Raw genomic sequence first — 23,508 nt, forward strand, 5'->3', positions numbered from 1 at the left:
TATAGAATGCAGTCAAATTATATAGCTGAGCAAAAAGGCTTTTCATTATTGGAAATGGCTGTCGTACTCATTATCCTAGGCTTTGTACTGGGGGCAATACTTGCACCTATTCAAGCGCAGCGCCAGCAATTAGCACAATCACAAACTGAAAACACTTTAGAAACTGCTAAAAAAGCACTATTAGGCTTTGCTCAGTCTAAAGGGCGATTACCCTGCCCAGCGACGGCTAATGGCCTTGAAGATCCACTAGGAGGAGCCACCGCATGTACCAAGCAACTTGGGTATTTGCCCGCAGCAACATTGGGCATTCAGCCCACAGACTCCAATGGATTTGCAATTGATGCATGGAATAATCCAATTATGTATGCAGTTGCACAAAGCAGCGCAACCACTCCTGTAAATCCAGCAACGCCTGACTTTACAATTAACTCTTCAACAGATGGAATGAATGTTGTTGGCATTGCAAATTTAATGCCAGAGTTGCGAGTATGCAAGAGCGCAACAGGTATCACGGCCTCAGCCTGTTCTGGAGGCGTTGAAAGCAATTACTTAATTAATAATTCAGTTGTTGTTATTTACTCTCTCGGCCCTACAGGTTCACAAGTTTCGGGTGGCGCGGACGAGAACACGAATCCAAAGATACCAACCTCGCCAAAGTCTGTATTCGTTAGTCATGAGCCTAGTGCAACTACTGGGAATGAGTTTGACCATATGATGGTTTGGATTTCTCCCTACGTCCTCTATAACGCCATGATTGAAGCAGGTCAGTTACATTAATACTTATGAACGATAATCAACTTTTACGTTACAGCCGTCACATCCTTCTTTCTCAAATCAATTATGAAGGTCAAGATAAACTTGTTAATAGCCATGCGCTGATCGTCGGTGCGGGTGGTTTGGGTTCTCCTGTGGCTTTGTATTTAGCTGCGAGTGGCGTTGGCACATTGACCATTTGTGATTTTGATGTGGTGGATTTGACTAATTTGCAGCGTCAGATTATTCATACCACGCCAAGCGTAGGCATTAACAAAGCTGTTTCTGCGCAGCAATCTATTTATGAGATTAACCCTGAAGTCATGGTAAAAACCATACAGCAAAAATCTACTGAAGATGATTTTGCGGCATTGGTGGCGCAAGCGGATGTGGTGATTGATTGTAGTGATAATTTTGCCACACGCTATACTTTAAACAGACTTTGCGTGAAGTTGAAGAAGCCGCTTGTTTCAGGCGCTGCGCTTGGTTTTGAGGGGCAAATCACAGTTTACGATATGCGTTCAGTGAGCAGCCCATGCTATCACTGTTTATTCCCTGATAATGGCGAAGATACCGATTTGCGCTGTGCGACTAATGGTGTGTTTGCGCCGTTAGTGGGCATGATAGGCACCACGCAAGCTGCTGAGGCTTTAAAGCTTTTGATGGGCATTGGTGAGAGTTTGCAAGGGCGCTTATTGCTACTTGATGCACTTGCCATGGAATGGCGAACAATCAAGCTGAGTAAAGACCCCGCTTGTATTGTCTGCGGCGCTTAATTCCCTCCCACTTTAAGGGGGAGGGTTAGGGTGGGGGTAGATAAGTCCACCAAAAAACATCACAACAGTTAGCTCATACTAAATTCACACTGTTTATTCATGCAAAGACTGCCGCAACACACCAAAGATTTTTCTCGTCAACTCCGTGCCGAGATGACTGATGCTGAAAAGCATTTATGGCAACGCCTCAGAATGAAGCAGTTGGGCGTAAAGTTTAGACGTCAACATCCAGCAGGTAGATATATTTTAGATTTTGCGTGCGTTGACGCAGCATTAGCAATTGAAATTGATGGCGGTCAACATAATGAAATGCAAATTGAAGATCACTTACGCAGTGAGTGGCTTAAAGATCATGGCTGGAAAGTATTGAGATTTTGGAATAATGAGGTGTTGCAAAATATAGAGGGGGTTTTGCAAGTGATTTTGCAATCGATAAACGAGAGTGATTCTGGAAACGTGTTACCCCCACCCTAACCCTCCCCCTTAAAGTGGGAGGGAATTGAAAATGGCAAAGTGCCGCATTTAACAACGCTGCTAAAATCTCCTCAAAAGGGAGGGAACTTAGAGGCTATTTACCGCCTACCAAGCTTTTAACGGCACTGACTAAATCACCTGGCATGACGACAATTTTGCTGTTTCCAGAAGTCGACATTTTTTCTAAAGCGTGAATATAACGGTCACCTAGCAAGAACATGGCTGAAGCATTGTTTTCTTTAATGGCTTCTGTAATGAATTTGATTGATTCCGCTGAGGCTTTTGCAGCCACCATTTGCGCTTCGGCATCTTTACGCGCAGCTTCTAAGCGCGCTTCGGCGTTTAATATCAGCGATTGTTTTGCGCCTTCTGCTTCTGTTACCACGGCAACACGTTCACGTTCTGCGGCAGCTTGTCTTTCCATCGCGTCTTGCATATTGGGTGAAGGTTTAATGTCTTGAATCTCGACTGATTTTACAGTTAAGCCCCAATCTTGCGCTTCATCGGCAATGGCTTCTTTTAGCTCTGCTTTAATACGGTCACGTGAAGTGAGTGCTTGGTTTAAATCCATGCCACCAATGATTGAACGCAAGCTTGTTTGCACCATATTACGCATGGCTTCTCTAAAATTCTCAATGCCGTACACCGCGCGCTCAACATCAGACACACGAATAAAAGCAATGGCATTTGCCAATATTACAGCGTTGTCGCGAGTAATCACTTCTTGCTCAGGTACATCTAAAATAATGTCTTTGGTCGTAACTTTATAGCTTACTTTAGTGAACACAGGGTTAATTACATGTAAGCCTGGGCTGAGCACGCCTGCAAATTTACCAAGGCGTTCTACAACCCATTCTTCACCTTGAGGAACAATGCGTACGCCCTTAATAATGGCGACAATTACTAAAAATATCAGTACAAAACTAAACGTGGTCATAGTGTTTTCCTAACACGGGGTTTTAAGATTAATCTATTTAAGATAAATTAAGATGAAGTGAAGTTACTTTTTTGAAATTTTTAATGCATTTCCAACAACGGCCACTACGCTTGCATCACTGCCAGACTCAATCGTTTCGTCGGCAATGGCTGTCCATTCGCGGCTGCCCATTAAGCCTTGCGCGAAGCGAATTTTACCATTTTGCTTGAGGCTGGCTGTTTCTATCACAGTGCCTACCCGTCCGATTTCCTCACCTTGTGATTGACCAACGCGGCTATTGGTAGAGGTTTTTTTGTAATTAATACGCCATATGGCTAGTGAGCTTAAAGATAAAACTGCAAAAGCGGCATATTGTATAGCCTCGGATGTATTGGGAAAAAACCACATGATGAGCGCGACACACAAGGCCGCAACGCCAAACCACAGCACATAAAAAGTGCCGGTTGCCATTTCAACTGCAAGTAGTATGATTCCTATCGCAGCCCACATCCACATTGGGTCCATGATGATTTTCCTTGGTGATTTTACATTAAATAGTAAATGATTCTTAACCTAGTATTTTGCTGCATTATCGATAAAAATTGATGCTGTTTTTATAATAATGCCGCTTAAAAATAGCCTATATCAATAACGCTAATAAATAGTACACTAACATAAATTAGATGGAAATTACTCAATGAGACCCGCACAAAAATTGATCATCCCGAAAGATAGAAACGAGCGCTTACATTATATTAAGCGAATATTTTCGGATGCTAAAGGTGCCGACTTACAGGCTGATTGGGCTGGTGGTCGTTTTAGCGCGTTGAACAAACTCAATAGTATTGATGCAGTGGCTTACGACAGAAACCGTAATTTTTTAAACGGTGCGGTGACGCATTTGTCACCGTATTTACGGCACGGCTGCGTCACCTTGAATGAAGCTTACGAGTTCATCAAAAGGCGCTTTGATACAAGCGCAGACAAACTTGTGTATGAACTTGCGTGGCGCGATTACTGGCGGCAAGTGTGGTTTAGCGAAGGCAATGCAATCTATAGCGACATGGAGCCTGCTAAAGTAGCTATTGGTCATGCGCCCCTGAGTGATGATATTCGCCAAGGTAAAACGGGTTTGCCATGTATGGATGGCTTTATCAATGATGATTTATTGGCTACGGGATATGTGCATAATCATCCTCGCATGTGGCTTGCTAGTTACATTGTGCATCACAGAAAAGTAGACTGGCGGGCTGCAGCTGATTGGTTTGAAGAGCATTTGATTGACGGCGATATTGCGAGCAACCATCTTTCATGGCAATGGGTTGCTTCAACCTTTAGCTCTAAGCCTTATTTTTTTAATAAAGAAAATCTCAGTCGTTACACTGGCGGAAAATATTGCGCCAACTGTCATGTGCAATGCCCATTTGACGGCAGTTATGAAGCTTTGAACGATAAATTGTTTAATCAAACATTAGTGCCTATTGCAAAAAAATACGTACTGCCGCCTTTACCCAGAAACACAGTTTCTCACTACCCAACCAAGGCAATATTTGTGCATGATGAAATGTTGTCATCCGCACATGCTTTGCTGCAAAAACCTTTTCCTAAGATTTTTGTGTTCGACCCACACTTACATGGCACATGGTCGCTCAATCGATTGCAGTTTGTGGCTGACTGCCTAAGTGAGATGGAGGTCGTAGAGGTTTGGGTGGGCGATACTTATGAAGTTTTGATGCAAAAAGGTATTGGTCAGCTGATTACGCAAGATACGCCCTATCTTAAAGTAAAAGAGCTATTATCCCCATTCGTGCCAGACTGGCAGCCAGTGGCTAAGTTCGTCAATGTTGAAATCAGTGAAAAGCGCTTAAAACGTTTTTCTCGTTATTGGGAAAAAGTAGGGCCTTTGGTGTTAAGCGGTACAGCAAGCGATAAGCAATCATAACAATAAAGTCATATTCATAAAAATAAGGGGAGCTTGATGATATTTTGGGTAATTGTAGCGGTGGTAGCTGTGTATTTTGTGATGACGTATAACAGCTTGGTCAGCATTAAAAGTAATGTAGAAAAAGCTTGGGCGAATATTGATGTGTTGCTTAAACAGCGTAATGACGAGCTGCCGAAGCTAATTGATACATGCAAGGCTTACATGACGCACGAAGCGCAAACGCTAGAGAGAGTTATTCAAGCGCGGATGGGTATCGATGCCGCACGTCAAATGCACGATGTGGCAGGGTTAAGTAAAGCTGAGTCAGCCCTGAGTAGCAGTTTGGGTGGATTGTTCGCGGTAGCAGAAAATTATCCCGATTTAAAAGCTGATCAAACATTTATTAACTTGCAGCAGCGTATTACTGGCCTAGAAAATCAAATAGCTGATAGGCGCGAGTTTTATAATGACTCTGTGAATAATAATAACGTCAGAATTAAGCAGTTTCCAGATGTCATTGTGGCGAGTTTGCTTGGTTTTGAACGAGCAGAAATGTTGAAATTTTCACATGCGGAATTGGAGGATGTGGATGTAAGTGCGCGCTTTAAAAGCTAGTTAGTTTTTTATGTTTAGAAAATTAAATGGCGCAAGCGTCAACTTTGTGACATTGGCCGTGATAGGGGGCATATTATTTGCTGCCTACAAATTGCATGTTAGGCAAGTTGATAGCCAAACATGGTTTGTGTTGTTATCAATTGCGCTCATTTTTAGCCTATTTGCTGCCATTTTTAATTATTGGCGCTTACTTAAAATTACAGAGGCGCCAATATCCACAATCGCTGCAGCAGCGCAAGGTTACATTGAGTTGCATGGCGTTGCAACAACGCTAAAACCTTTCAAAACACCTTATCATGGCATTCCTTGCGTATGGTATCGAGCCTCGGTATACGCTAATCGCGTTGAGAACCCCTATTCAAAAAAAGTGGTTGATAATAGGCTTTTGGAGTATTCGGAAAGCGATACATTATTTCAATTAAAAGATGAATCTGGCACTTGTATGGTCAATCCCAATGGGGCTGAAATTATTTTCTTTGAAAAACGTACATTTGTTAAAAATGAACATCGTTATGTAGAGGAATTTTTACCTGCGGGTAAGCGCTTGTATGTGCTTGGTCAGCTAGATACGAGGCATGATCAAGTTGATAGCGAAGTCATTAACAAAGAAGTACGCAATATTCTGGCAGATCTAAAAACACGTCCGCAACAGATGTTAAACCGTTACGACCATAACCGAAATGGCGAAATTGACATGGATGAATGGGAGCTAGCGCGCAAAGATGCTATCCAACAAGCGCATGCCAAGTACGCTATGAAAGCGCACACAGGTATTTTTACTTTAGCTCAACCTACAGATAAACATTTTTTTTTAATCTCGGCTCAAGCACCGCATGAGTTAACGGCAAGTTACAGAATGTGGGCAATTGTACATTTGCTGATGTTTACGATATTACTTTTAGCTTTTATCAAACTGGCATGACCTTTAGGTTGTTTTAGCTGCAATTACTCCCCTGACTGTTCCCCACCACGCGGTTGGTATGGCGGGGAGTAAATTAGCCCTTGCCTATGTTAAAATGTCGGCTATGAATACTCCAACCCCCAACCAAGAGCTAGCAAAATCCTTTGACCCTAAAACCATAGAAAGCAAATGGTATGAATTTTGGGAGAGCAAAGGTTATTACGCTGCTGGTTTTAACAAACCAACAGAGTCTAATCCTGAAGTTAAAGATAACTTCTGTATCTTATTGCCTCCACCAAACGTCACTGGCACTTTGCACATGGGGCACGGTTTTAATCAAACCCTGATGGATGCGCTAACCCGTTATCACCGTATGAAGGGCGATAATACGCTTTGGCAACCAGGTACTGACCATGCAGGTATCGCCACGCAAATAGTGGTCGAGCGCCAACTTGATGCACAAGGTGTATCGCGCCATGATTTAGGCCGCGAAAAATTCCTCGAAAAAGTGTGGGAGTGGAAAGAATACTCAGGCGGCACAATTACTAAGCAAATGCGTAGGCTTGGCACTTCGCCAGATTGGTCACGTGAGCGCTTCACCATGGATGAAGGTTTGAATAAAACCGTCACTGAAACCTTTGTGCGCTTGTATAACGAAGGACTGATTTATCGCGGCAAACGCTTGGTGAATTGGGATGTGAAATTAGGTACAGCCGTTTCAGATTTAGAAGTAGTGCAAGAAGAAGAAGACGGCTTTATGTGGCACATCAACTATCCGCTTGCAGATGGTTCAGGCAACTTAACCGTTGCTACAACGCGCCCTGAAACGATGTTGGGCGATGTAGCCGTAATGGTGCATCCAGAAGATGAACGCTATGCGCACTTAATTGGACAAAATGTAAAACTACCACTATGCGACCGTGAAATACCGATTATTGCAGATGATTATGTAGATAAAGAGTTTGGCACTGGCGTAGTTAAAGTGACGCCAGCACATGACTTTAATGACTATGCGGTGGGTCAGCGCCATCAATTGCCGATGGTAGAGATTTTGTCATTAGCTGGCTTGGTGAACGAAAATGCACCAGAAAAATATCGCGAATTAACGACTATTGCTGCACGTAAATTAGTGGTGGCTGATTTAGAAGAAAATGGCTATTTAGTTAAAACCGATAAACATAAACTCAAGGTGCCAAGAGGCGACCGAACTGGCGTGATTATTGAGCCTATGCTTACAGACCAATGGTTTGTCGCCATGAGCAAGCCAACAGAAGATGGTAAAAGCATTACACAAAAAGCATTAGATGTTGTAGCGAGTGGCGAAATCAAGTTTTACCCTGAAAACTGGGTGAATACTTACAATCAATGGCTCAACAACATTCAAGATTGGTGTATTTCGCGCCAATTATGGTGGGGTCATCAAATCCCTGCTTGGTACTCCGATGATGGTAAAGTTTATGTGGCAACGGATGAAGCCTCAGCAAAAACTTTAGCCGCCAAAGACGGCTACACAGGCAATTTAGTCCGAGATAACGATGTGCTCGATACTTGGTATTCAGCTGCTTTATGGCCGTTCTCTACGCTTGATTGGACAGGCGACGAAGCCATTGATGCACAAAACCAAGCTTTGCAACAATACTTGCCTTCTAGTGTGTTGGTCACAGGTTTCGACATTATTTTCTTCTGGGTGGCGCGTATGGTCATCATGACCAAGCACATCACTGGCAAAATTCCGTTTAAGCATGTGTATGTGCACGGCTTGATTCGTGATGCAGAAGGCCAAAAAATGTCTAAATCTAAGGGCAACGTGCTTGATCCGATTGATTTGATTGATGGTATTGGTTTAGATGATTTAATCAAAAAACGCACAACGGGTTTAATGAACCCGAAAGATGCTGAAAAAATCGAGAAGCGCACACGTAAAGAATTCCCAGAAGGCATTGCTGCTTATGGTACCGATGCATTGCGCTTTACCTTTGCCGCGCTTGCCAGCCCCGGTCGTGATATTAAGTTCGATTTACAACGTTGTGATGGTTATCGCAACTTCTGCAATAAATTGTGGAATGCCACACGATTTGTGTTGATGAACACTGAAGGTCAAGATAACGGCTTTGATGCGGCAAGTTGTGGAGAGGGCGGGCGTAAGTTTAGCCAAGCAGACCGTTGGATTGTGAGCATTTTGCAACGTACAGAAGCTGAGGTAGAAAAAGCGTTTGAAGATTATCGTTTTGATTTAGCCGCAAAAGCCATTTATGAATTTGTATGGGATGAGTATTGCGACTGGTATTTAGAGCTAGCGAAAGTGCAAATTCAACATGGTGATGATGCTGAAAAGCGTGCAACACGCCGTACTTTGTTGCGTGTGCTAGAAACAATTTTACGCTTAGCGCACCCTATTATGCCATTTATCACGGAAGAAATTTGGCAAACCATTGCGCCTATGACAGGGGTGAAAGATAAGTCGCACGGCGCTAGTATTATGCTAGAAACTTATCCAAAGGCGCAGCTAGATAAGCTAGATGATGTTTCAGAAGATTGGGTTGCACAGCTTAAGCAAATGGTAGATGCATGTCGCAGTTTACGCGGTGAAATGAACATTTCACCAGCTGCGCGCGTGCCACTGATTGCCACAGGTGATGCTGAAAAACTGGCTTTGTATGCACCGTATTTAAAGGCATTAGCAAAGTTAGAAGAGGTGGCGATTGTGGCTGATTTACCAGAGGCCGACGCTCCTGTGATGTTGGTAAACGACTTTAAACTGATGTTGAAAGTAGAGATTGACGTTGCTGTTGAAAAAGAGCGCTTAGGTAAAGAGATTGCAAGGCTAGAAGGTGAAATCACTAAAGCCAATGGCAAGTTGAATAACGAGAGCTTTGTAGCGCGCGCACCAGCTAACGTGGTTGAGCAAGAAAAGGCGCGAGTAGCTGAGTTTGGTGCTAATTTAGAAAAGCTGCAAAGTCAGTTGGCTAAGTTGGGTTAGATACTAACCTTAAATAGCAAGTAACTAAGAGATGTAATTAAAAAGGCGCTGAAAAGCGCCTTTTTAATTAACAGCTAGTCACTACGCTTTTTGATATAAAAAGTGAAAGTAGTATCTTCTTGGTCAAGCTGCAACAGCTCGTGGCCAGTTTGAACACAGAATGCATTAAAGTCTTTCACTGAACCAGGGTCCGTTGAAATGACTTTTAATACTTGTGATGGCTCAACTTCGCTTAGGCCTTTTTTGCAGCGCAAAATGGGTAATGGGCAGTTCAAGCCTGTGGCATCCACTTCTTTATTGAATTCCATTATTTCTTTTTCCCTTCATCTAATGAGGCAAATTGGTAGCCTGCTTTGGCCCATGCCAAAACACCACCCGCTAGGTTGTATACATTTTTGCTACCTTTGCTAGAGGCAAAAGCTGCGGCATGCGCAGAGCGAATGCCACTGTGGCAATAAAAAACGATGTTTTCTGATTTTGGCAGAGATTCATACTTTAGCGGCAACATTGCTAAAGGAATATGTATTGCGCCTTCAATTACGCCACGTGCAACTTCATCATCATTACGCACGTCAACGAGTACCATCGGTTCTGTTGCCATCGTATTGAATAAGTCGTTCGCTTGAATTTCACTAAATGTGCTCATTAACCTACACCTAAATTAACCAAAGCAAATAATAGCAATTTTGACGGGTGACCGCACTAACTATGTGGCGCAGGTCCTGTATCTGCAATTGATATATCTTGGTTATTATAATTATAGCTATAATTATAATGGTACAGAGGTATCCAATTTATCTTTAAATTCGGATGACTCTAGCTTTAATTGGTGATCCATAATTAAAGCGCCGTTATGTTCTATTAGTTGATTTTTATCGTCAGTAAATTCAGCAATTGCACTAGGATTTTGAATCACTTTAGGCGTAATAATAATCACAGTTTCGGTATTATTGACTGACTCAGTTGTAGTTGAAAATAATCGCCCAATGCCAGGAATATCGCCCAAAATTGGCACGCCTGTTTTATCTTTACGGCTTATCTTCTTAATTAGCCCACCAATAAATATCGCCTGCCCGTCTTCACTGAGTAGTTCAGTGGTCACCTCAGTACTTTTCTTAGAAGGAATACCTGCGCTAAGTGAGGCTGAGCTGACTTCAGGGTGAACTTTTAATAATACACGTCCTTGTTGATCTACTGATGGTGTAACTCTAAGTATGACGCCAGATTCCAGAAATTGAATACTTTCTGTAGTTACTTGGTTAATCGTGGTCGTCACTTTAAAGCCAGTGCTGTCACCAATAGAAACACGCGCTTCTTGATTCTCCATGGCTAGTAATTTTGGCGTAGATAGCGTTTTTACACGATTTTTAGTCGCCTGCGCTTCTAAGAATAACTCTAGATTTTTGCCAGCTAATCCGAAGAAAAAACCAGCTTGCCTAGGGCCACCAGTGGCGGTTCCAGAAGCTAAGCCATTGGTACCAACCGTGGTGGCGCCAAATACTCTATTCCAATCTACGCCGTAAATTTCGCCATCATCCAGCGTAACTTCCAGTACTTTGGCCTCAATTAAAATCTGTTTGGGTTGCGCATCAAGTTCTTGCAAAAGCTTATTGGCACGCTCTAAAAACTCTGGCGTATCTTCAATGACGATCATGCGTCTATCTATCAGAGGTGTCACTTTTCCATAGCGTGAAAGATATTTGGTCAGAATGTCGGCCACTTGTTTAGGATCGGAATATTGCACTTTAAAAGTTTTCAATTGTGTGAGGCCGCCCGAGTGGTCTTGCCCAGCATCTTTATGGTCTAAAATAACGTAATCACCGTTACGAAACTCCACAGCATAACCAGCAGACTCTGCCACGCGGTAAATCGCCTCTTTAACCGAGATGTTGTAAAGATTAACAGACACGGTGCCTGTCACACCTTTACCCAAAATGATGTTCACTTTGTCTTTGCGTGAAAGAATATCAAAAACTTCTTGTATAGACGATTCGCGAAAATTTAGCGTGACCAACTCGCCGATTTGCTCTTGCTTTCTGGTATCTGCTGACGCTGCGTGCGTCAACAAGCTCCCACAGATTAAGCTGAAAATTAAGGCGGTATAAACCGTGAATTTAAAATTTTTCATTGTGTGTTACCTTGATCTTTATTTTGTCTTAATAGCGGCTTATCTGTTTCTAATATTGTCTCTGCGCCTGTTGCTGATTCAGTTTTAGTTCTAACTGCACCCATCTTTATTTCTAGCACAATACGTTTTTTACCTTTTTTAAATATCGCTTCATGATCTTTTACCTGTATTAATCGGTAGCCATCTTTTACTTCACCCAGCTTCATAATCACACCATCAATCGTGATAAGTGAATTCTTGCCAGCCAGCATCACTGCCGTTAGTATTGGGCTCCAGGGCGTTTCTTCTTCAATTTTTGCGCCAGATTCTGTATTGGCAACAGTAGTTGCTGTGAGTAGTGGTCGTGAAAATGGATCATGTTTTAATGCCTCATCTGCAAATGCAGTCGGCATAACGCCCAAAACCATCACCAGCATGCCTAAACTCAAGCGTTTATTGATCATTTTGCGACCTCATTCAGACTTAGCGGGCGATACAGTGCAATATTCATTGAAAGTGTTACTTCCTTGCCTTCGTTCGCTGTTTTCATCTCAAATTCGGTCACGGTTGCGCTATTGCCCAAAGTTTTAGCAAAATCCAGCATCCATGTGCATAGCTGTAAATAGCTACCTTTGGCGCTCACCTCAAACGAAACTTCTTCAAAAACAGACACCTGTTTTCTCTCTTTAGGTTTAAGGCTGGCAAGGCTGATGCCGTGTAGTCGTGCTGAATGATCAAGTGCTTCCATTAGTGATGCGGCCATTTTGTCGTCCGAAGCTGGGCTACGTAGTTCGCTACTAAGTTTTTCTGAAAGCCGTTTAAGATCAGCTGTAATTTGCCCAAGCTCATTAGATTGGTTAGGCGTTTGCTGTAATGACGCCATTAACGACTCTCTAGTAGATAATATTTGTTGATATTCGGCATACGGTTTGCGTAATAGCAATATCCAGCCTTCAAAAGCCAACAACAATACAAAAAAGAGCATTAAGCCAAACACCATGCGTGGGTTTAATTTGTTAAGCGCTTGCACGATATTTTTCATCATGGCGCCACCTGCATTTTTGTCTCAGCTTGCTCGCGCATTTGCAAATTGAGATTGAAATCAATCACCTGCATAGTCGTATAGCTTCTAGTGCCAGTGTCTATCAAGCGTAAGTCAGCCACATTTGGCTCGGCGCCTAATTTACGCATAAATTCTGCCAGCATAGAATGATTCATGGCATGACCAATGATTTCTGCGCTATGCTCAATTTCTAATGATTGTGGCGTTGCAGCATCACTAGGCACCACAATAATGCCCGCATTGGCTGCACCAGGAACGTTAGCCAATGTACCCGTGCTACTCAGGCGCATAAAGCGCAGGTTGTCAAACCAAACACCTTCACTGTAAGCGTTATCAATGGCGTGTAAGAAAATTGTTACTCGGTCGTTACCGCGCAATTCATGTAATGCGGCAAGTTGCTGCTCAGTCACTTGTTTCTGTTGGCGATATTCTTCGGTTTTGCTTTTTGTTTGCTGCGAGATTTGTTCTTGCTGCTCAAGGCGCACCACTTTTACGTTTTCTCGCCATGTGAGGTAAGTCATGAGCGCTTTTGCTAAGCCTATGCTGAGTATCACTAGCACACACGCAGCAATAAAATGCTGCACCATACGCTGCATGCCTAGATTTCGGCGGTAATCTTCAGGGATTAAATCCATATTAGCCATGTTCAGGCACCCCTCTTAAGGCTAAACCTGTGGTGAGTGCAATGCCTGGCATAGTGCCTAAAATATGATTGTTTAGTCGATATTTTTCTGCGGCAAATACTTCTACGGGATCTAAAATATCTACCGATACATTTAATTGCTCACGTAAAAAATTCAAGATGCCAGGGTAGCGTGCCACGCGACCAGTTAAGTAGATTTGGTCTACTGTTTTTCCGCGTGCTTTTGAAGTCATATACACTAACGTTTTATTAATTTCTTGCAAAAGTAGGGCGATTTCTGGCCTGATGACTTCTGCCACCATTTGATTGATTTCATCTGGTTTATCTTTGGCTAAATCTGCATTTGGAATCGTTTCGTATAGCAAACGTATCATCAATTCTTCAGGCATATCCAGTACTTGTTTCAACCGTGCAAACATACGATTTTCAGAGAATTCTACAGGGCGATCTAACATCAAACGGCGTCCCCATATGATGCTTAAAAAGCTGGAATCTGCCCCAAAATTGATCAGCAATACATTGGGTAGCGCTGGGAATTCTGGCGCATGAATAGCGCCAGCATGGCTCACAAGCCTCGCTAACGCAGCGGGGCCAATATCTAATGAATCCACGTCAAGCCCAGCATTGGTTAATAAATCTAAATAAGCCAGTACTTTATCGCGCGGCGCCAGCGCAACCAGCGCATCTCGCTGAGCGATGTTTGGTTCTTCTTCGCGCAGCGTCATAAAATCAACCACTAAATTATCCAGTTCAGCTTTGTAGCGCTCGCGTAACTCTGCCACTACTGCTTCTGAATCTGCTTGGCCATCTGTGCGTTTATAAGTAATGGTGATAATTTTAATTTGGTCTATTGGTAAGCAAGAAACCACGCGATTGCCCTTAAATGGCTGCGAGGCATATGCCTGTTTTAATAATGCTTTGAGTATCTTTGGATTGGTTTGTAGCGCTTCACGGGAGCACGGGTAGGGAATAGAAGCAATGGCGCGAATATGCACTTTGCCATTTAATTTTTCTATTTGCGCTAGATTTAGTCTATCAAGCCCCATGTCTAGACCAATGCAAAATTTATTCGCTAGGCTGCCATTTAACAAAGGCAACACTTTCTGCAACTTGCTTAAGACAGGCGTAATTAAATTTTTGTAATCAGTGGTCATCACGTTCTCTATAGGTTCTATTTAATTATAAGTGCCAGCTGGGGTTTAATAAGTCACGATAAGCTGTGGATTTTTAGTACTATTCTCACGGCTGTTGATGCTGAATTGGTCTGAGACTTCGGTATAAATTACTATGCCGTTATTCATACGCACACCATCTACCCATTCTTGTACTAACGGTTTTAGTTCAAAGTTAATCCAGCCACTCGTAAAGTTAGCGGCTAGTGGCGATGCAGCTGTTGACTCATCTGAAGCTGTAGCAACGGCTGTGGGAGTGCCCGTATCGAATTTATAATGATTTGTATAAACCACAGAAACCGCATCATCGCCGCCTAAACTATAGATGTAGCCATTCACAGCGGCTGCACCTGCATACTCAAGTGCCATTGGGTAATTCAGCTGCGTGATGTAGTTATTGTTAATGGTGTCGTACACCCTGACAGTGCTGGTATTAAAGCCTGATTGCTTACCTGCGATAAGATATATTTTGTTACAAACAACAGCGGAGGCCATAGTGTCAGTAGCGATTGGCAACACTGCTTTATTTGTCCACGTATTGGTGCTTGGGTCATACATTTCGTTATTGCTTAAACTGAGGAAACCCGCCCAGCCGCCAATAGCATAAATTTTTCCGTTAATAGCCTGAACGGTAAGGTAAGCTCTGGCGGTCGTCATAGTGGTTTTAGTTGCCCAAGTATTGGTGGCAGGGTCATATTCTTCATTAGTTTTTAAGGCCGTATTGGTTTTATTACCGCCTATGGCATAAATTTTGTTGTTAACGGCCGCGGCTGAAAAAAACATGCGACCTGTAGGCATGTTGGCTTTAGTCGCCCAAGTATTGTTGGATGGATCGTAAACTTCATTCACGCTAAGGGCTGTTATGCCATTAGCTGTTCCGCCCATTACGTATATTTTTCCATTGACTACAGCAATTGCTGCATCTGAACGATTTGTCGGCATAGAAGCTTTAGTTGCCCAAGTATTGGTCGCTGGGTCATATTCTTCTACGGTATTGAAATAGCCACCCACTGGGTTGTAGCCGCCTATGGTGTAGATTTTATTATTGACGGTTGCCACCATATGGTTTGTTCTAGCGGTGGGCATGTTGCTCATAGTGGTCCATGATTGTGCCGTGTATGGTGGATGAAGGTTCGAAGCCCAGTTCGTACAGCCCGTGCGGTAATACCAGCTAGTACCTGCGCTTGGTGTGAGTGGACAAATAAGTTTAGCCGTATTGTTGCCAGCACCTTCTACCCATGACTCGTTGATGGCATTCACCCAAATAGATTTAGTATTGGTAGTTGCACTGCCAACAGCACTGACATACATGCGTAATTTCGCACTTTGTATGCTGACGCCAGCGGGAATGCTACTGGTATCAAACTGGGTAAGAATACGGTTTTCAAGCGATGGGCTGTTATACACTTTGAGCGTGGTAGCTTTACCGTTGTTGAATTGCAATAATATATTGGTGTCGTTAAAGCTGTCAGCGATTGGGCTTAACGTCACTGTGCCATGAGGCGTATCAACTGGGCCAGTAGTGCCGCAAGGCAATAAGTAGCTGAAGGTGATTTTAGGGCGCTTAGTCGCATCTGAATCATCACTACTGGTAAATTTGAAAGTGCCTACTTCACCTGTTGATTTTACGAGTGCACCATAGTTGGGATATTTCCCACTAAGCCATGCAATTGTTAGGTCTGTCGCATTAAAATCGACCCAAGCGCTTCCAGTACTGATTTGTGTATCTAATTTAACTGGATGATAGTCGCCACCAGGGGTTGTCCATAACGTGCTGCCATTTGTGGTGTTCCAAGTGGCGCCATCCAGCGGGCTATTCGCGCCAGTACCCTCTACCCAGTCGCGGGTCATTCGATAAAGCTCAACAGCACCTAAAAGCCCTCCGCTGGCATAGATTGAAAATTTTGCAGAAATTGGGCGACTACCTATAGGGAAAGTCGAAAAATCAAATTTATATAACAAACTCTGCTGACTTTTTTTAATGGCTAATGCACTGGTCAATCCATAATTACTCTCTGCCGCGGAATCAATATAGGTATCCATTCCCACGGTTGCATTGGGTTGCATGGTGTAAGTGACCGCTGGAGATTGATACACGTAGATATTGTTGCGGGTAAGCGTCACTGAAGTGCCGTTATAAGTACCTTTGGAAATTAAGCTTGTAGTATTGCCTCCAGCTGAAGTTGCATATGCTGAATAGCTAGTGCCGCCAAAATTGCTGTTAGTCACTGGTGTACCCACAACAGGAAACCCACCCCCACAGCTAATACTCTGCACTTTGGCGTTGGCGGCTTGCAAGCCAGCCTCCGCGGCGTACCTAGCACGGTCTGTATTCATTTGATTCACTACCATATCGGTGTTCATGCCGTTATCACGGTTAATCAAAAAGGCAATCGCGGCGATTAAACTCATGGCGAGCACGACGGGTAATAAAGTAAAACCTGCTAATCTGGCAGACGTTTTAATCGTGTGCTGCCTCATAGCGAACCGCCGCCCAGCCGCATGCTGGTTGATAAGCTCACAGTATTCTTATTCGCGTCACTTAAAGTGAGGCTGATTGCTGCAACTGACTTATCAACCGCGCCCATGCTGGCTGGAAGAGTAGCAGAGAATGTAGTCACGTTATTGGCAATCACAGTAGTGCCTGTGCAAGAGTTGTCGGTAGTGACTGTTTCAATCAGTTGATTAGAGGCGTTTCGGCAGTACATAACACAAGTTGCACCAGTACAAGCTGACGGTGCAAACCAGTCGCCAGTGGTGTTTGCTGTTGGCGTGGTGAGTACTTTTGGTGCGAGGCTGCGCGCTTTATCTGCCATGCGCTCTAGCGCAAAGCGGCCTTGATAGGCTAGTTCATTGGTGCCACGTCCTGCGGTTTGTACATCTAAGCCGAGTTTTACAAGGTTGTTGAGCGCTAGCATGATAATCGCGCTAATCGCCATGGCTATTACCAGCTCAATCAGCGTCATGCCGCATTGGTGTTGTCGCGGGTTCATCATTACCACCACTGACCAACCAAAGTGTTTAATGCATTGGCGCTGCCTTCAGCCTCGTAATAAACGCTCACAAAAAGCACGCCAGTATCAGTGGCGCTTAAGGCATTGCTTGTATTGTCGTAACGGTAAATAGTCACCGCGCGGCGATTACTAACACCACTCGCATCAGAAAGGCTAGTGCTGATAGAGGTGCTTGTATTGCCACCAGTGGCGCTGGTCACCGCATAAAGTGTACTGTATGGTTTGCTTAATACTTCTTCCATTTTGTTACGCAGATTAAGTTGCCTAGCCGCGATATTGCTAGCACTGCCAGAAATTGCATTATTGAGTGCTTGCATGGCAGGTACGAGTAATACGGCAATCAGTACAATCGACAATAAAACTTCCACGTACGAAAAACCAGTTTGTTGGCGATTGCTTGTTTTGCATGAAGTGACTATCAAGTTCATAGCAAACTCATGGCAAAGTCACCAAACCAGTGGTTTGGTTAATGCTCACAAATGTGCTTTGTGAGCCTAACCTGAGAAGCACGCCACTATTGGCTTGTAGCGCACCTTCATTGCCGCCTATGCCATCAAAGCCTTGCATTTGAGCGACGTTGGGCGCGATGAGTAATTGCGTTCGTGCTGAACCACCTGCCCTGAACTGCGGTGTGAGTGTGACGCCTTGCGAAAAGGCGCTATTAGTCACGTTCAAGTCAGTGGCGCGTTTAGTCAGTGGGTCGATGATAGCGCTGGTCAAATTGCCGTTGCTGGTTGAGTAATAAAGCCTCAAACGTCCAGACGTAGTTCTGCCATCTATCAGCACATAGCCATTGGTGCGCCTAGCCTCACTTAGCGCAAAACGCAGTGTATTGGCGGTTTCTTCCGCTGCTACATTCAGCTTTTGTGGGTCGTTAGAACCCAGCAAGGGGAGCGTCACGGTAGCGACGACCCCCAAGATGGTAACCACAATCATCATTTCAAGCAGGCTAAAACCGCTTTGGGCGATTTTATTCATACTAAGCTAAATTTTAATTTAGGCTTAGTGTGAAGCGTAAGTGTTGACTTGACCGCTATCGAGAGCATTGCTGTTCATAACGATTTGGCCAGTCTTATTATCGTAAGCCCAGCCACCTGTTGCAGCGGAAGGAGCAAGCGCAACACCAGTTAACTGAATAGCAATGTCAGCAGCTAGCGAACCTTTGTTGTTAATTGGTTCAGCAGGGAAGCCTTTACGCAAATATGGGCCAAGTATGGTTTGAGTCGCAGCACCAGTACATGTGGCACCAGTCTTATCGCTATACAAAGTCAACTGACTAATCACTGCTTGCGAAGTATCAATTGCGCCCGTGCCAGCTGAACCAGCAGAGCAGGTTGCACCTGTAGCCGCCACTTGACCTGGATACTTACCACCATGTTGTGCTTTATAAAGCTCGATGGCTGAACGTAAAGCATTGAGGTTAGAATCCAGCGCAGCTTCTTGTGCATCAACGGTGGAGCTTGAAAATTGTGGAATCACAATCGCCGCTAAAATCGCCAAAATAATCACAACGATTAGCAATTCAACGAGGGTGAAGCCTTTTTGAATCAGCTTCATTGGTTTTTTGATAGTTAAGTACATCTTAAATCCTTTCTAGGGTGGTCATCATAATAACGGTAGTATTTGGCGTATCTTTAATAGTGTTTATGTGGCATTTGCGGGCAGAGCATCAAGGTTCATATATAGATGATTTTCATAGAATTTCCTTAATGAACGGCGCGTGATAGTTTAAATATCGGCAAAATAAGCGAGATCACAATCAAGCCCACCACTACGCCCATTAGCACCAACATAATGGGTTCGATTGATTTTGAGAGTATGGTGATGCGTTTGGTAAGTTCGCGTTCGTAAAAGTCCGCCACGCGTGACATGACTAAGCCTAAGTTGCCCGTTTGCTCCCCCGTGGCTACCATTTGGCGCACCATAGGCGGCACAAAAGGCGTGTTGGTAAAGCCAATGGCAATGCCGCGCCCTTCGTTAACGTGGTTCCGCACCTCATCCAAAAACTTAACAAATACTAGATTTTTAACTACGCCTTGGCTGGCTTTGAGCGCCACGGTAATTGGCACGCCGTTTGATAGCGACAGCCCAAGTACACTAAGCGTTTGGCTTAGGTAAATTTGCCGATAAATGTCTTTAATAAGTGGCGCATTCATTTTAAATTGATCGAACACCAGTTTGCCAGCTGGGCTTTTCATCCAAGTCATGGTTGCCCAGCCTGCGGCAACTAAGCCGACGATAATCAGAATCCAGTAATGGCGCACAAAGCCAGAGAGCGCCATGAGAAAAATGGTGGTAATGGGGAGCTGGTCGTGAATTGACGCAAATAAAACTTCGAATTTTGGAAAAATCACTACTAAAACAAACACCACTACCGCAATTGAAAACGCAATTAAAAAGGCTGGGTAAGAAAGTGCAGAGACGATATTGCTGCGTAACTGGCTATTTTTCTCATCCATTCTCAGTAATTGCGAAAGCACCTGTGGCAAAAAGCCGCCTTGCTCAGCCGCAAATACCAAGCTAGTGTAAGTGGTAGAGAACATTTCAGGATGTTGTTCTAAAGCCACAGAAAAGCTTTTACCTTCGCTGATAGTGTCTACCAACGATCCAATAATGTCTGCTAGTAACACTTCTTCAGTTTGTTGTTGCATGGCTTTGAGCGCTTCTAGCAGGCTCACACCTGTCTCCAGTAGCAGCGATAAGCGCTCAGTAAACACCATGCGTTGGTCTAGACTAATGGTCGGCGCACCAAAGCGTATTTCTACGTTCCAATTGCGTTTAGCTGGCTTGCTGGCTTGCGCTTGATTATTGCTAGCTACGGGTGTTGGGTTGATATTGATTGCCATAGATTTTCTAGCCCGCGTGTATGACGCGCGCGACCTCCTCTATGGTGGTGCGGCCTTCTAAAGCCCGCTGTATGCCATCGTCAAACAAGGTTTTGTAACCTTCCGCTACTGTAAAGGCTTGCAGTTCGGCTTTGCTTGGGTTTTTGGCCATCAGTTGCTGTAAGCCATCAGTCGATTCAATAATTTCATGAATGCCCAAACGCCCGCGATAGCCAGAATCGTAACAAGCAGGGCAGCCTTTACCTTTGGTTAACCTTGCGCCATCAGGCCAGTGGTATTTGTGTGCAAGTTCGGGTGGCGGTAAATAGGTGGTTTTGCAAGCAGGGCACACGCCGCGCACCAAGCGCTGCGCCACAACGCCTGCCAAAGCTGATGACAATAAATAAGGCTCTACGCCCATATCTGTCATCCGTGATAGTGCGCCAACGGCATCATTGGTGTGTAATGTTGAAAGCACCAAATGCCCTGTTAGCGCGGCTTGCACGGCGATTTCTGCGGTTTCACGGTCACGAATTTCACCGACCATGATGATGTCTGGGTCTTGCCTTAATACGTGCTTGAGCATTTTGGCAAAGGGTAAGCCAATGGCCTCATTCACCTGATTTTGGTTAATGATGTCCAGCTGATACTCCACAGGGTCTTCAATGGTGACGATGTTTTTTTCTATGCTTTTTAACTGGTTGATTGAAGCATAAAGCGTGGTAGTTTTGCCGCTACCCGTTGGCCCTGTGACTAGAATCAAGCCATAACTGCGGCCCAGCAGTTTTTTCAGTGTGGCTAAGTTAGAGGTGTTCATACCGAGTTTTTCAACATCGAGAATGGAGTTGTTTTTATCCAGCACGCGCAATACTACTTTTTCGCCGTAAATACCTGACAAAGAGCTGAAACGTAAATCCACGCTACGGCCTTGTGTGGTCACTTGCATGCGGCCATCTTGCGGCAATCGGCGCTCGGCAATATCTAAATTTGCCATCACTTTTAAGCGCGAAACAATGGCCGGGTGTAGGTCGGCGCGGGTAGAAAGTACTTCATAGAGCACGCCATCAATACGAAAGCGCACGAATGAGCGGTTGCGACCGCTTTCAATATGAATATCACTGGCGCCATCGCGCACTGCACGTTGAATTAAGCCATTGACCAAGGTGATGACGGGGCTGCTGCCTGCCATTTCATCAATGTGTGTGTAATCAGATTGCGCTTGCTCCACTAGCTCAATATCCGTCGCCATGTTTTCGACGAGTTCAGTGCTCAAATCATTACCGCTGTAGGCATCAAGCTGATATTTTAAAATGTCTTCACGCTTAGCCAGCACCAAGCGTAATTTGAAGCCTGTAATGCCTTGAATTTCATCTAAAGCAGGAATCGCGTGCGGGTCAGTGGTCGCTAAAATCAGCGTGTCGTGCACCTTAAACATAGGTAGCACTTCTAGCCTACGGATGACATCGCGGCTAATTAAGTTGGTGGCTGAAATTTCATAAAGCCCAGTTCTAAGTGAAATATACGGTATGCGTAATTGCTGGCTAAGCGCTGTGAGTAAGTCATTTTCTGAAATAGAGCCGTTACTCACCAGTATTTTACCCATACGCTTATTGGTGGAAGCTTGCAGGTGCATAGCTTCTTCTAAGCGCGACTCAGTGACTACGCCCATCTCTAAAAGAATCTGCCCGAGTTTTAAGTTTGGACGAACGGTGAAATCTTCTCCAACAGAGTGCAGCTCACCAAAACTAGCAGTATTTAATGCTGTATGGTCGCCAAGGCCCGTGACCACGAGTATGTCTTTTACCAATGTAGTTGGATTGGTGTATTTAAGGTAACCACCGTTATGGGTAAGCTTGGTATTGGCTTCTAGCATGATTTCTAGCGCACGACCACCGAGTAAAGATACTCTTTCTAAATCCAGCACCACATAAACCTTGTGTGCGAGCAAGCAATTTAAAATAGCATCTTCAAGCGCTTTGCAGGCAGCTTCATCCGCCAGCGAACCTGCTGGTGACAGATAGTTCATGATGCCTATCATGCTATTTGCAATGGGTTCAGCCATTAAGCGTCTACTTTTTCTCGTCTAATATTAAATAGCTTCAGCCATTCTGGTTCTGTTGAGACTACTTTTTTGAATATTTCTACAATCGCTGGGTCTAGCTGTGCGCCAGACACACGCGCTATTTCTGACATGGCAACCTCATGGCTTCGCCCTGCGCGGTAAGCACGTGAACTGGTGATGGAATCGTAAGTGTCGGCCACCGCGATAATGCGTCCGTGCAAAGGAATGCGTTCACCTTTAAGGCCATGTGGGTAACCTTTACCGTCGTACATTTCTTGATGATGTCGAGCACCAAGCACGGCTTTATCTAAGTGCTTAATGTGGCGCAGAATTTCGTAACTGCGTTCTGGATGCACCATAATAAAGGTATATTCGTCTTTGGTAAGCTTGCTAGGTTTACACAATACCGCATCTGGAATGCCAATTTTTCCAACATCGTGCAACAAAGAGCCCCAATGTAAATCTTCTAACTCCTCAGTGGGTAAACTCATGGCTTTGCCAATTTCCATGGATAAATAGTGTACGCGTTCACTGTGTCCGCGAGTGTAGGGATCTTTGGCTTCTACGGCTTCAATGAGCGTCATTGCCAGTTGTTCGTTAAACTCCTTCATACTTTCTAGCAATTGATAGGTATTACTAAGGCTAGACAATTGATTGGCGAGTACTTCACCTAGTTTGCGGTCGCTATTGGTAAAGTCGGGTTTATCTTGGTGATTAAGTAATACCACTAAAGCATCAACCTTGCCTTCAGTATGCACTGGGCAGGCCGTCACTTTATAAGGCATGTCGGTAAAAATGTAAGCGCGTCTTGGGTCGTTGGCGTCGTTTAACACGATTGTATCGCCCGAAGCTTGAACAAAGCGATAAAGGTCGCCACGCATTTCTACTAGCACTAAGTCTAAGTTGTGAATCTCTTTGCTTAGCGAAGTTGCATATTGGCAAACATTTTTAGAAGGCTGTACAAATGCGATGACATCTACATTAAGATGCTCAGTAGCTGATTGCAACAAACTTTGAAATACCTTGGTGTTTTCGCCGGTATGCGTTTGCACATGTTGGTCTACTGCATAAACCAAATGTAACTCTTCATAACGTGCGCCAAGCTCCTCAGTCATCATTTCAAGATCGGCTTTATGCTTAAATTCGTCAGCAATACCCGCAGCAAGGTCATCAATCGTTTCGGCTAGATGGTCGACAGTGATAGGTGCGCTATTTTCTCTAAAATAATCAACTGACCCCTGTTGAAAAAAGTGGACACTTTTTATCGTATAAAATGACGAAAA

The 23,508-nt window shown here is 44.1% G+C and carries 24 protein-coding genes; 7 read left to right on the plus strand and 17 right to left on the minus strand.

Translation table 11 applies throughout. The annotated features are described in order from the left end of the window. Positions 1–6 precede the first annotated feature (6 nt). From PSU78_RS04185 to PSU78_RS04195, 3 genes are all read left to right on the plus strand, one after another. The gene (locus PSU78_RS04185) at positions 7–777 is read left to right on the plus strand and encodes a type II secretion system protein (RefSeq protein ID WP_300384739.1); all 771 of its coding nucleotides are present in this window, start codon (positions 7–9) and stop codon (positions 775–777) included. A gap of 5 nt (positions 778–782) precedes the next feature. Further along, positions 783–1,529 (plus strand): molybdopterin-synthase adenylyltransferase MoeB, encoded by a 747-nt coding sequence (locus tag PSU78_RS04190; RefSeq protein ID WP_300384741.1) that lies wholly within the window; start codon positions 783–785, stop codon positions 1,527–1,529. A 99-nt stretch (positions 1,530–1,628) separates the two neighbouring features. Next, a complete protein-coding gene (locus PSU78_RS04195) occupies positions 1,629–2,003 on the plus strand; it encodes an endonuclease domain-containing protein (RefSeq protein WP_300384743.1) in 375 nt (124 codons plus the stop codon). A gap of 94 nt (positions 2,004–2,097) precedes the next feature. Here the strand turns inward: PSU78_RS04195 and PSU78_RS04200 are convergent, their stop codons facing one another. Both PSU78_RS04200 and PSU78_RS04205 read right to left on the minus strand, forming a co-directional pair. Then, positions 2,098–2,940 carry an SPFH domain-containing protein gene (locus PSU78_RS04200; protein WP_300384745.1) on the minus strand — a complete coding sequence of 281 codons (843 nt, stop codon included), beginning with the start codon at positions 2,938–2,940 and terminating at the stop codon, positions 2,098–2,100. 63 nt (positions 2,941–3,003) lie between these two features. Then, a complete protein-coding gene (locus PSU78_RS04205; protein ID WP_300384747.1) occupies positions 3,004–3,444 on the minus strand; it encodes an NfeD family protein in 441 nt (146 codons plus the stop codon). 172 nt (positions 3,445–3,616) lie between these two features. Between PSU78_RS04205 and PSU78_RS04210 the strand changes: the two genes are divergently transcribed. The 4 genes from PSU78_RS04210 (at position 3,617) to PSU78_RS04225 (ending at position 9,339) form a co-directional block, all read left to right on the plus strand. Then, on the plus strand, positions 3,617–4,861 hold the full coding sequence (locus PSU78_RS04210; RefSeq protein ID WP_300384749.1) for an FAD-binding domain-containing protein: 1,245 nt from the start codon (positions 3,617–3,619) through the stop codon (positions 4,859–4,861). A gap of 36 nt (positions 4,862–4,897) precedes the next feature. Then, positions 4,898–5,458, plus strand: a complete 561-nt coding sequence (locus PSU78_RS04215; protein WP_300384751.1) for a LemA family protein — start codon at positions 4,898–4,900, stop codon at positions 5,456–5,458. Positions 5,459–5,468: 10 nt separating this feature from the next. After that, positions 5,469–6,380 (plus strand): hypothetical protein, encoded by a 912-nt coding sequence (locus PSU78_RS04220; protein ID WP_300384753.1) that lies wholly within the window; start codon positions 5,469–5,471, stop codon positions 6,378–6,380. A 103-nt stretch (positions 6,381–6,483) separates the two neighbouring features. Beyond that, the gene (locus tag PSU78_RS04225) at positions 6,484–9,339 is read left to right on the plus strand and encodes a valine--tRNA ligase (protein ID WP_300384755.1); all 2,856 of its coding nucleotides are present in this window, start codon (positions 6,484–6,486) and stop codon (positions 9,337–9,339) included. Between the two features lie 74 nt (positions 9,340–9,413). Here the strand turns inward: PSU78_RS04225 and PSU78_RS04230 are convergent, their stop codons facing one another. From PSU78_RS04230 to PSU78_RS04300, 15 genes are all read right to left on the minus strand, one after another. Continuing rightward, complete coding sequence (locus PSU78_RS04230; RefSeq protein WP_300384757.1) at positions 9,414–9,647, minus strand: sulfurtransferase TusA family protein; 234 nt, start codon at positions 9,645–9,647, stop codon at positions 9,414–9,416. Beyond that, the gene (locus PSU78_RS04235; RefSeq protein WP_300384759.1) at positions 9,647–9,985 is read right to left on the minus strand and encodes a rhodanese-like domain-containing protein; all 339 of its coding nucleotides are present in this window, start codon (positions 9,983–9,985) and stop codon (positions 9,647–9,649) included. The genes PSU78_RS04230 and PSU78_RS04235 overlap by 1 nt, the downstream gene beginning before the upstream one ends. Before the next feature lie 123 nt (positions 9,986–10,108). Continuing rightward, complete coding sequence (locus PSU78_RS04240) at positions 10,109–11,467, minus strand: type II secretion system protein GspD (protein WP_300384761.1); 1,359 nt, start codon at positions 11,465–11,467, stop codon at positions 10,109–10,111. Beyond that, a complete protein-coding gene (locus PSU78_RS04245; protein ID WP_300384763.1) occupies positions 11,464–11,910 on the minus strand; it encodes a hypothetical protein in 447 nt (148 codons plus the stop codon). Before PSU78_RS04245 ends, PSU78_RS04240 begins: the two co-directional genes overlap by 4 nt. Beyond that, positions 11,907–12,491 (minus strand): type 4a pilus biogenesis protein PilO, encoded by a 585-nt coding sequence (gene pilO, locus PSU78_RS04250; RefSeq protein ID WP_300384764.1) that lies wholly within the window; start codon positions 12,489–12,491, stop codon positions 11,907–11,909. Before pilO ends, PSU78_RS04245 begins: the two co-directional genes overlap by 4 nt. Next, a complete protein-coding gene (locus tag PSU78_RS04255) occupies positions 12,488–13,153 on the minus strand; it encodes a PilN domain-containing protein (protein ID WP_300384766.1) in 666 nt (221 codons plus the stop codon). The genes pilO and PSU78_RS04255 overlap by 4 nt, the downstream gene beginning before the upstream one ends. Then, the gene (pilM, locus tag PSU78_RS04260) at positions 13,146–14,306 is read right to left on the minus strand and encodes a pilus assembly protein PilM (RefSeq protein WP_300384768.1); all 1,161 of its coding nucleotides are present in this window, start codon (positions 14,304–14,306) and stop codon (positions 13,146–13,148) included. Before pilM ends, PSU78_RS04255 begins: the two co-directional genes overlap by 8 nt. Positions 14,307–14,351: 45 nt before the next feature. Further along, complete coding sequence (locus tag PSU78_RS04265) at positions 14,352–16,805, minus strand: DNRLRE domain-containing protein (RefSeq protein ID WP_300384770.1); 2,454 nt, start codon at positions 16,803–16,805, stop codon at positions 14,352–14,354. Beyond that, positions 16,802–17,320, minus strand: coding sequence for a prepilin-type N-terminal cleavage/methylation domain-containing protein (locus PSU78_RS04270; protein ID WP_300384772.1), 519 nt, complete (start codon positions 17,318–17,320; stop codon positions 16,802–16,804). Before PSU78_RS04270 ends, PSU78_RS04265 begins: the two co-directional genes overlap by 4 nt. After that, the gene (locus tag PSU78_RS04275) at positions 17,320–17,766 is read right to left on the minus strand and encodes a hypothetical protein (RefSeq protein ID WP_300384775.1); all 447 of its coding nucleotides are present in this window, start codon (positions 17,764–17,766) and stop codon (positions 17,320–17,322) included. Before PSU78_RS04275 ends, PSU78_RS04270 begins: the two co-directional genes overlap by 1 nt. 7 nt (positions 17,767–17,773) lie before the next feature. Beyond that, positions 17,774–18,316, minus strand: coding sequence for a type II secretion system protein (locus PSU78_RS04280; protein ID WP_300384778.1), 543 nt, complete (start codon positions 18,314–18,316; stop codon positions 17,774–17,776). Positions 18,317–18,340: 24 nt separating this feature from the next. Continuing rightward, positions 18,341–18,919 carry a type II secretion system protein gene (locus PSU78_RS04285; RefSeq protein ID WP_300384781.1) on the minus strand — a complete coding sequence of 193 codons (579 nt, stop codon included), beginning with the start codon at positions 18,917–18,919 and terminating at the stop codon, positions 18,341–18,343. Positions 18,920–19,044: 125 nt separating this feature from the next. Beyond that, on the minus strand, positions 19,045–20,184 hold the full coding sequence (locus PSU78_RS04290) for a type II secretion system F family protein (protein ID WP_300384784.1): 1,140 nt from the start codon (positions 20,182–20,184) through the stop codon (positions 19,045–19,047). 7 nt (positions 20,185–20,191) lie between these two features. Then, positions 20,192–22,225 (minus strand): ATPase, T2SS/T4P/T4SS family, encoded by a 2,034-nt coding sequence (locus PSU78_RS04295; RefSeq protein WP_300384786.1) that lies wholly within the window; start codon positions 22,223–22,225, stop codon positions 20,192–20,194. Continuing rightward, on the minus strand, positions 22,225–23,508 hold a 1,284-nt coding region (locus PSU78_RS04300; RefSeq protein ID WP_300384789.1), incomplete at its 5' end, for an HD domain-containing phosphohydrolase. The genes PSU78_RS04295 and PSU78_RS04300, both read right to left, overlap by 1 nt.

It is taken from the genome of Methylotenera sp., from assembly GCF_029945705.1.
GTDB lineage: Bacteria > Pseudomonadota > Gammaproteobacteria > Burkholderiales > Methylophilaceae > Methylotenera.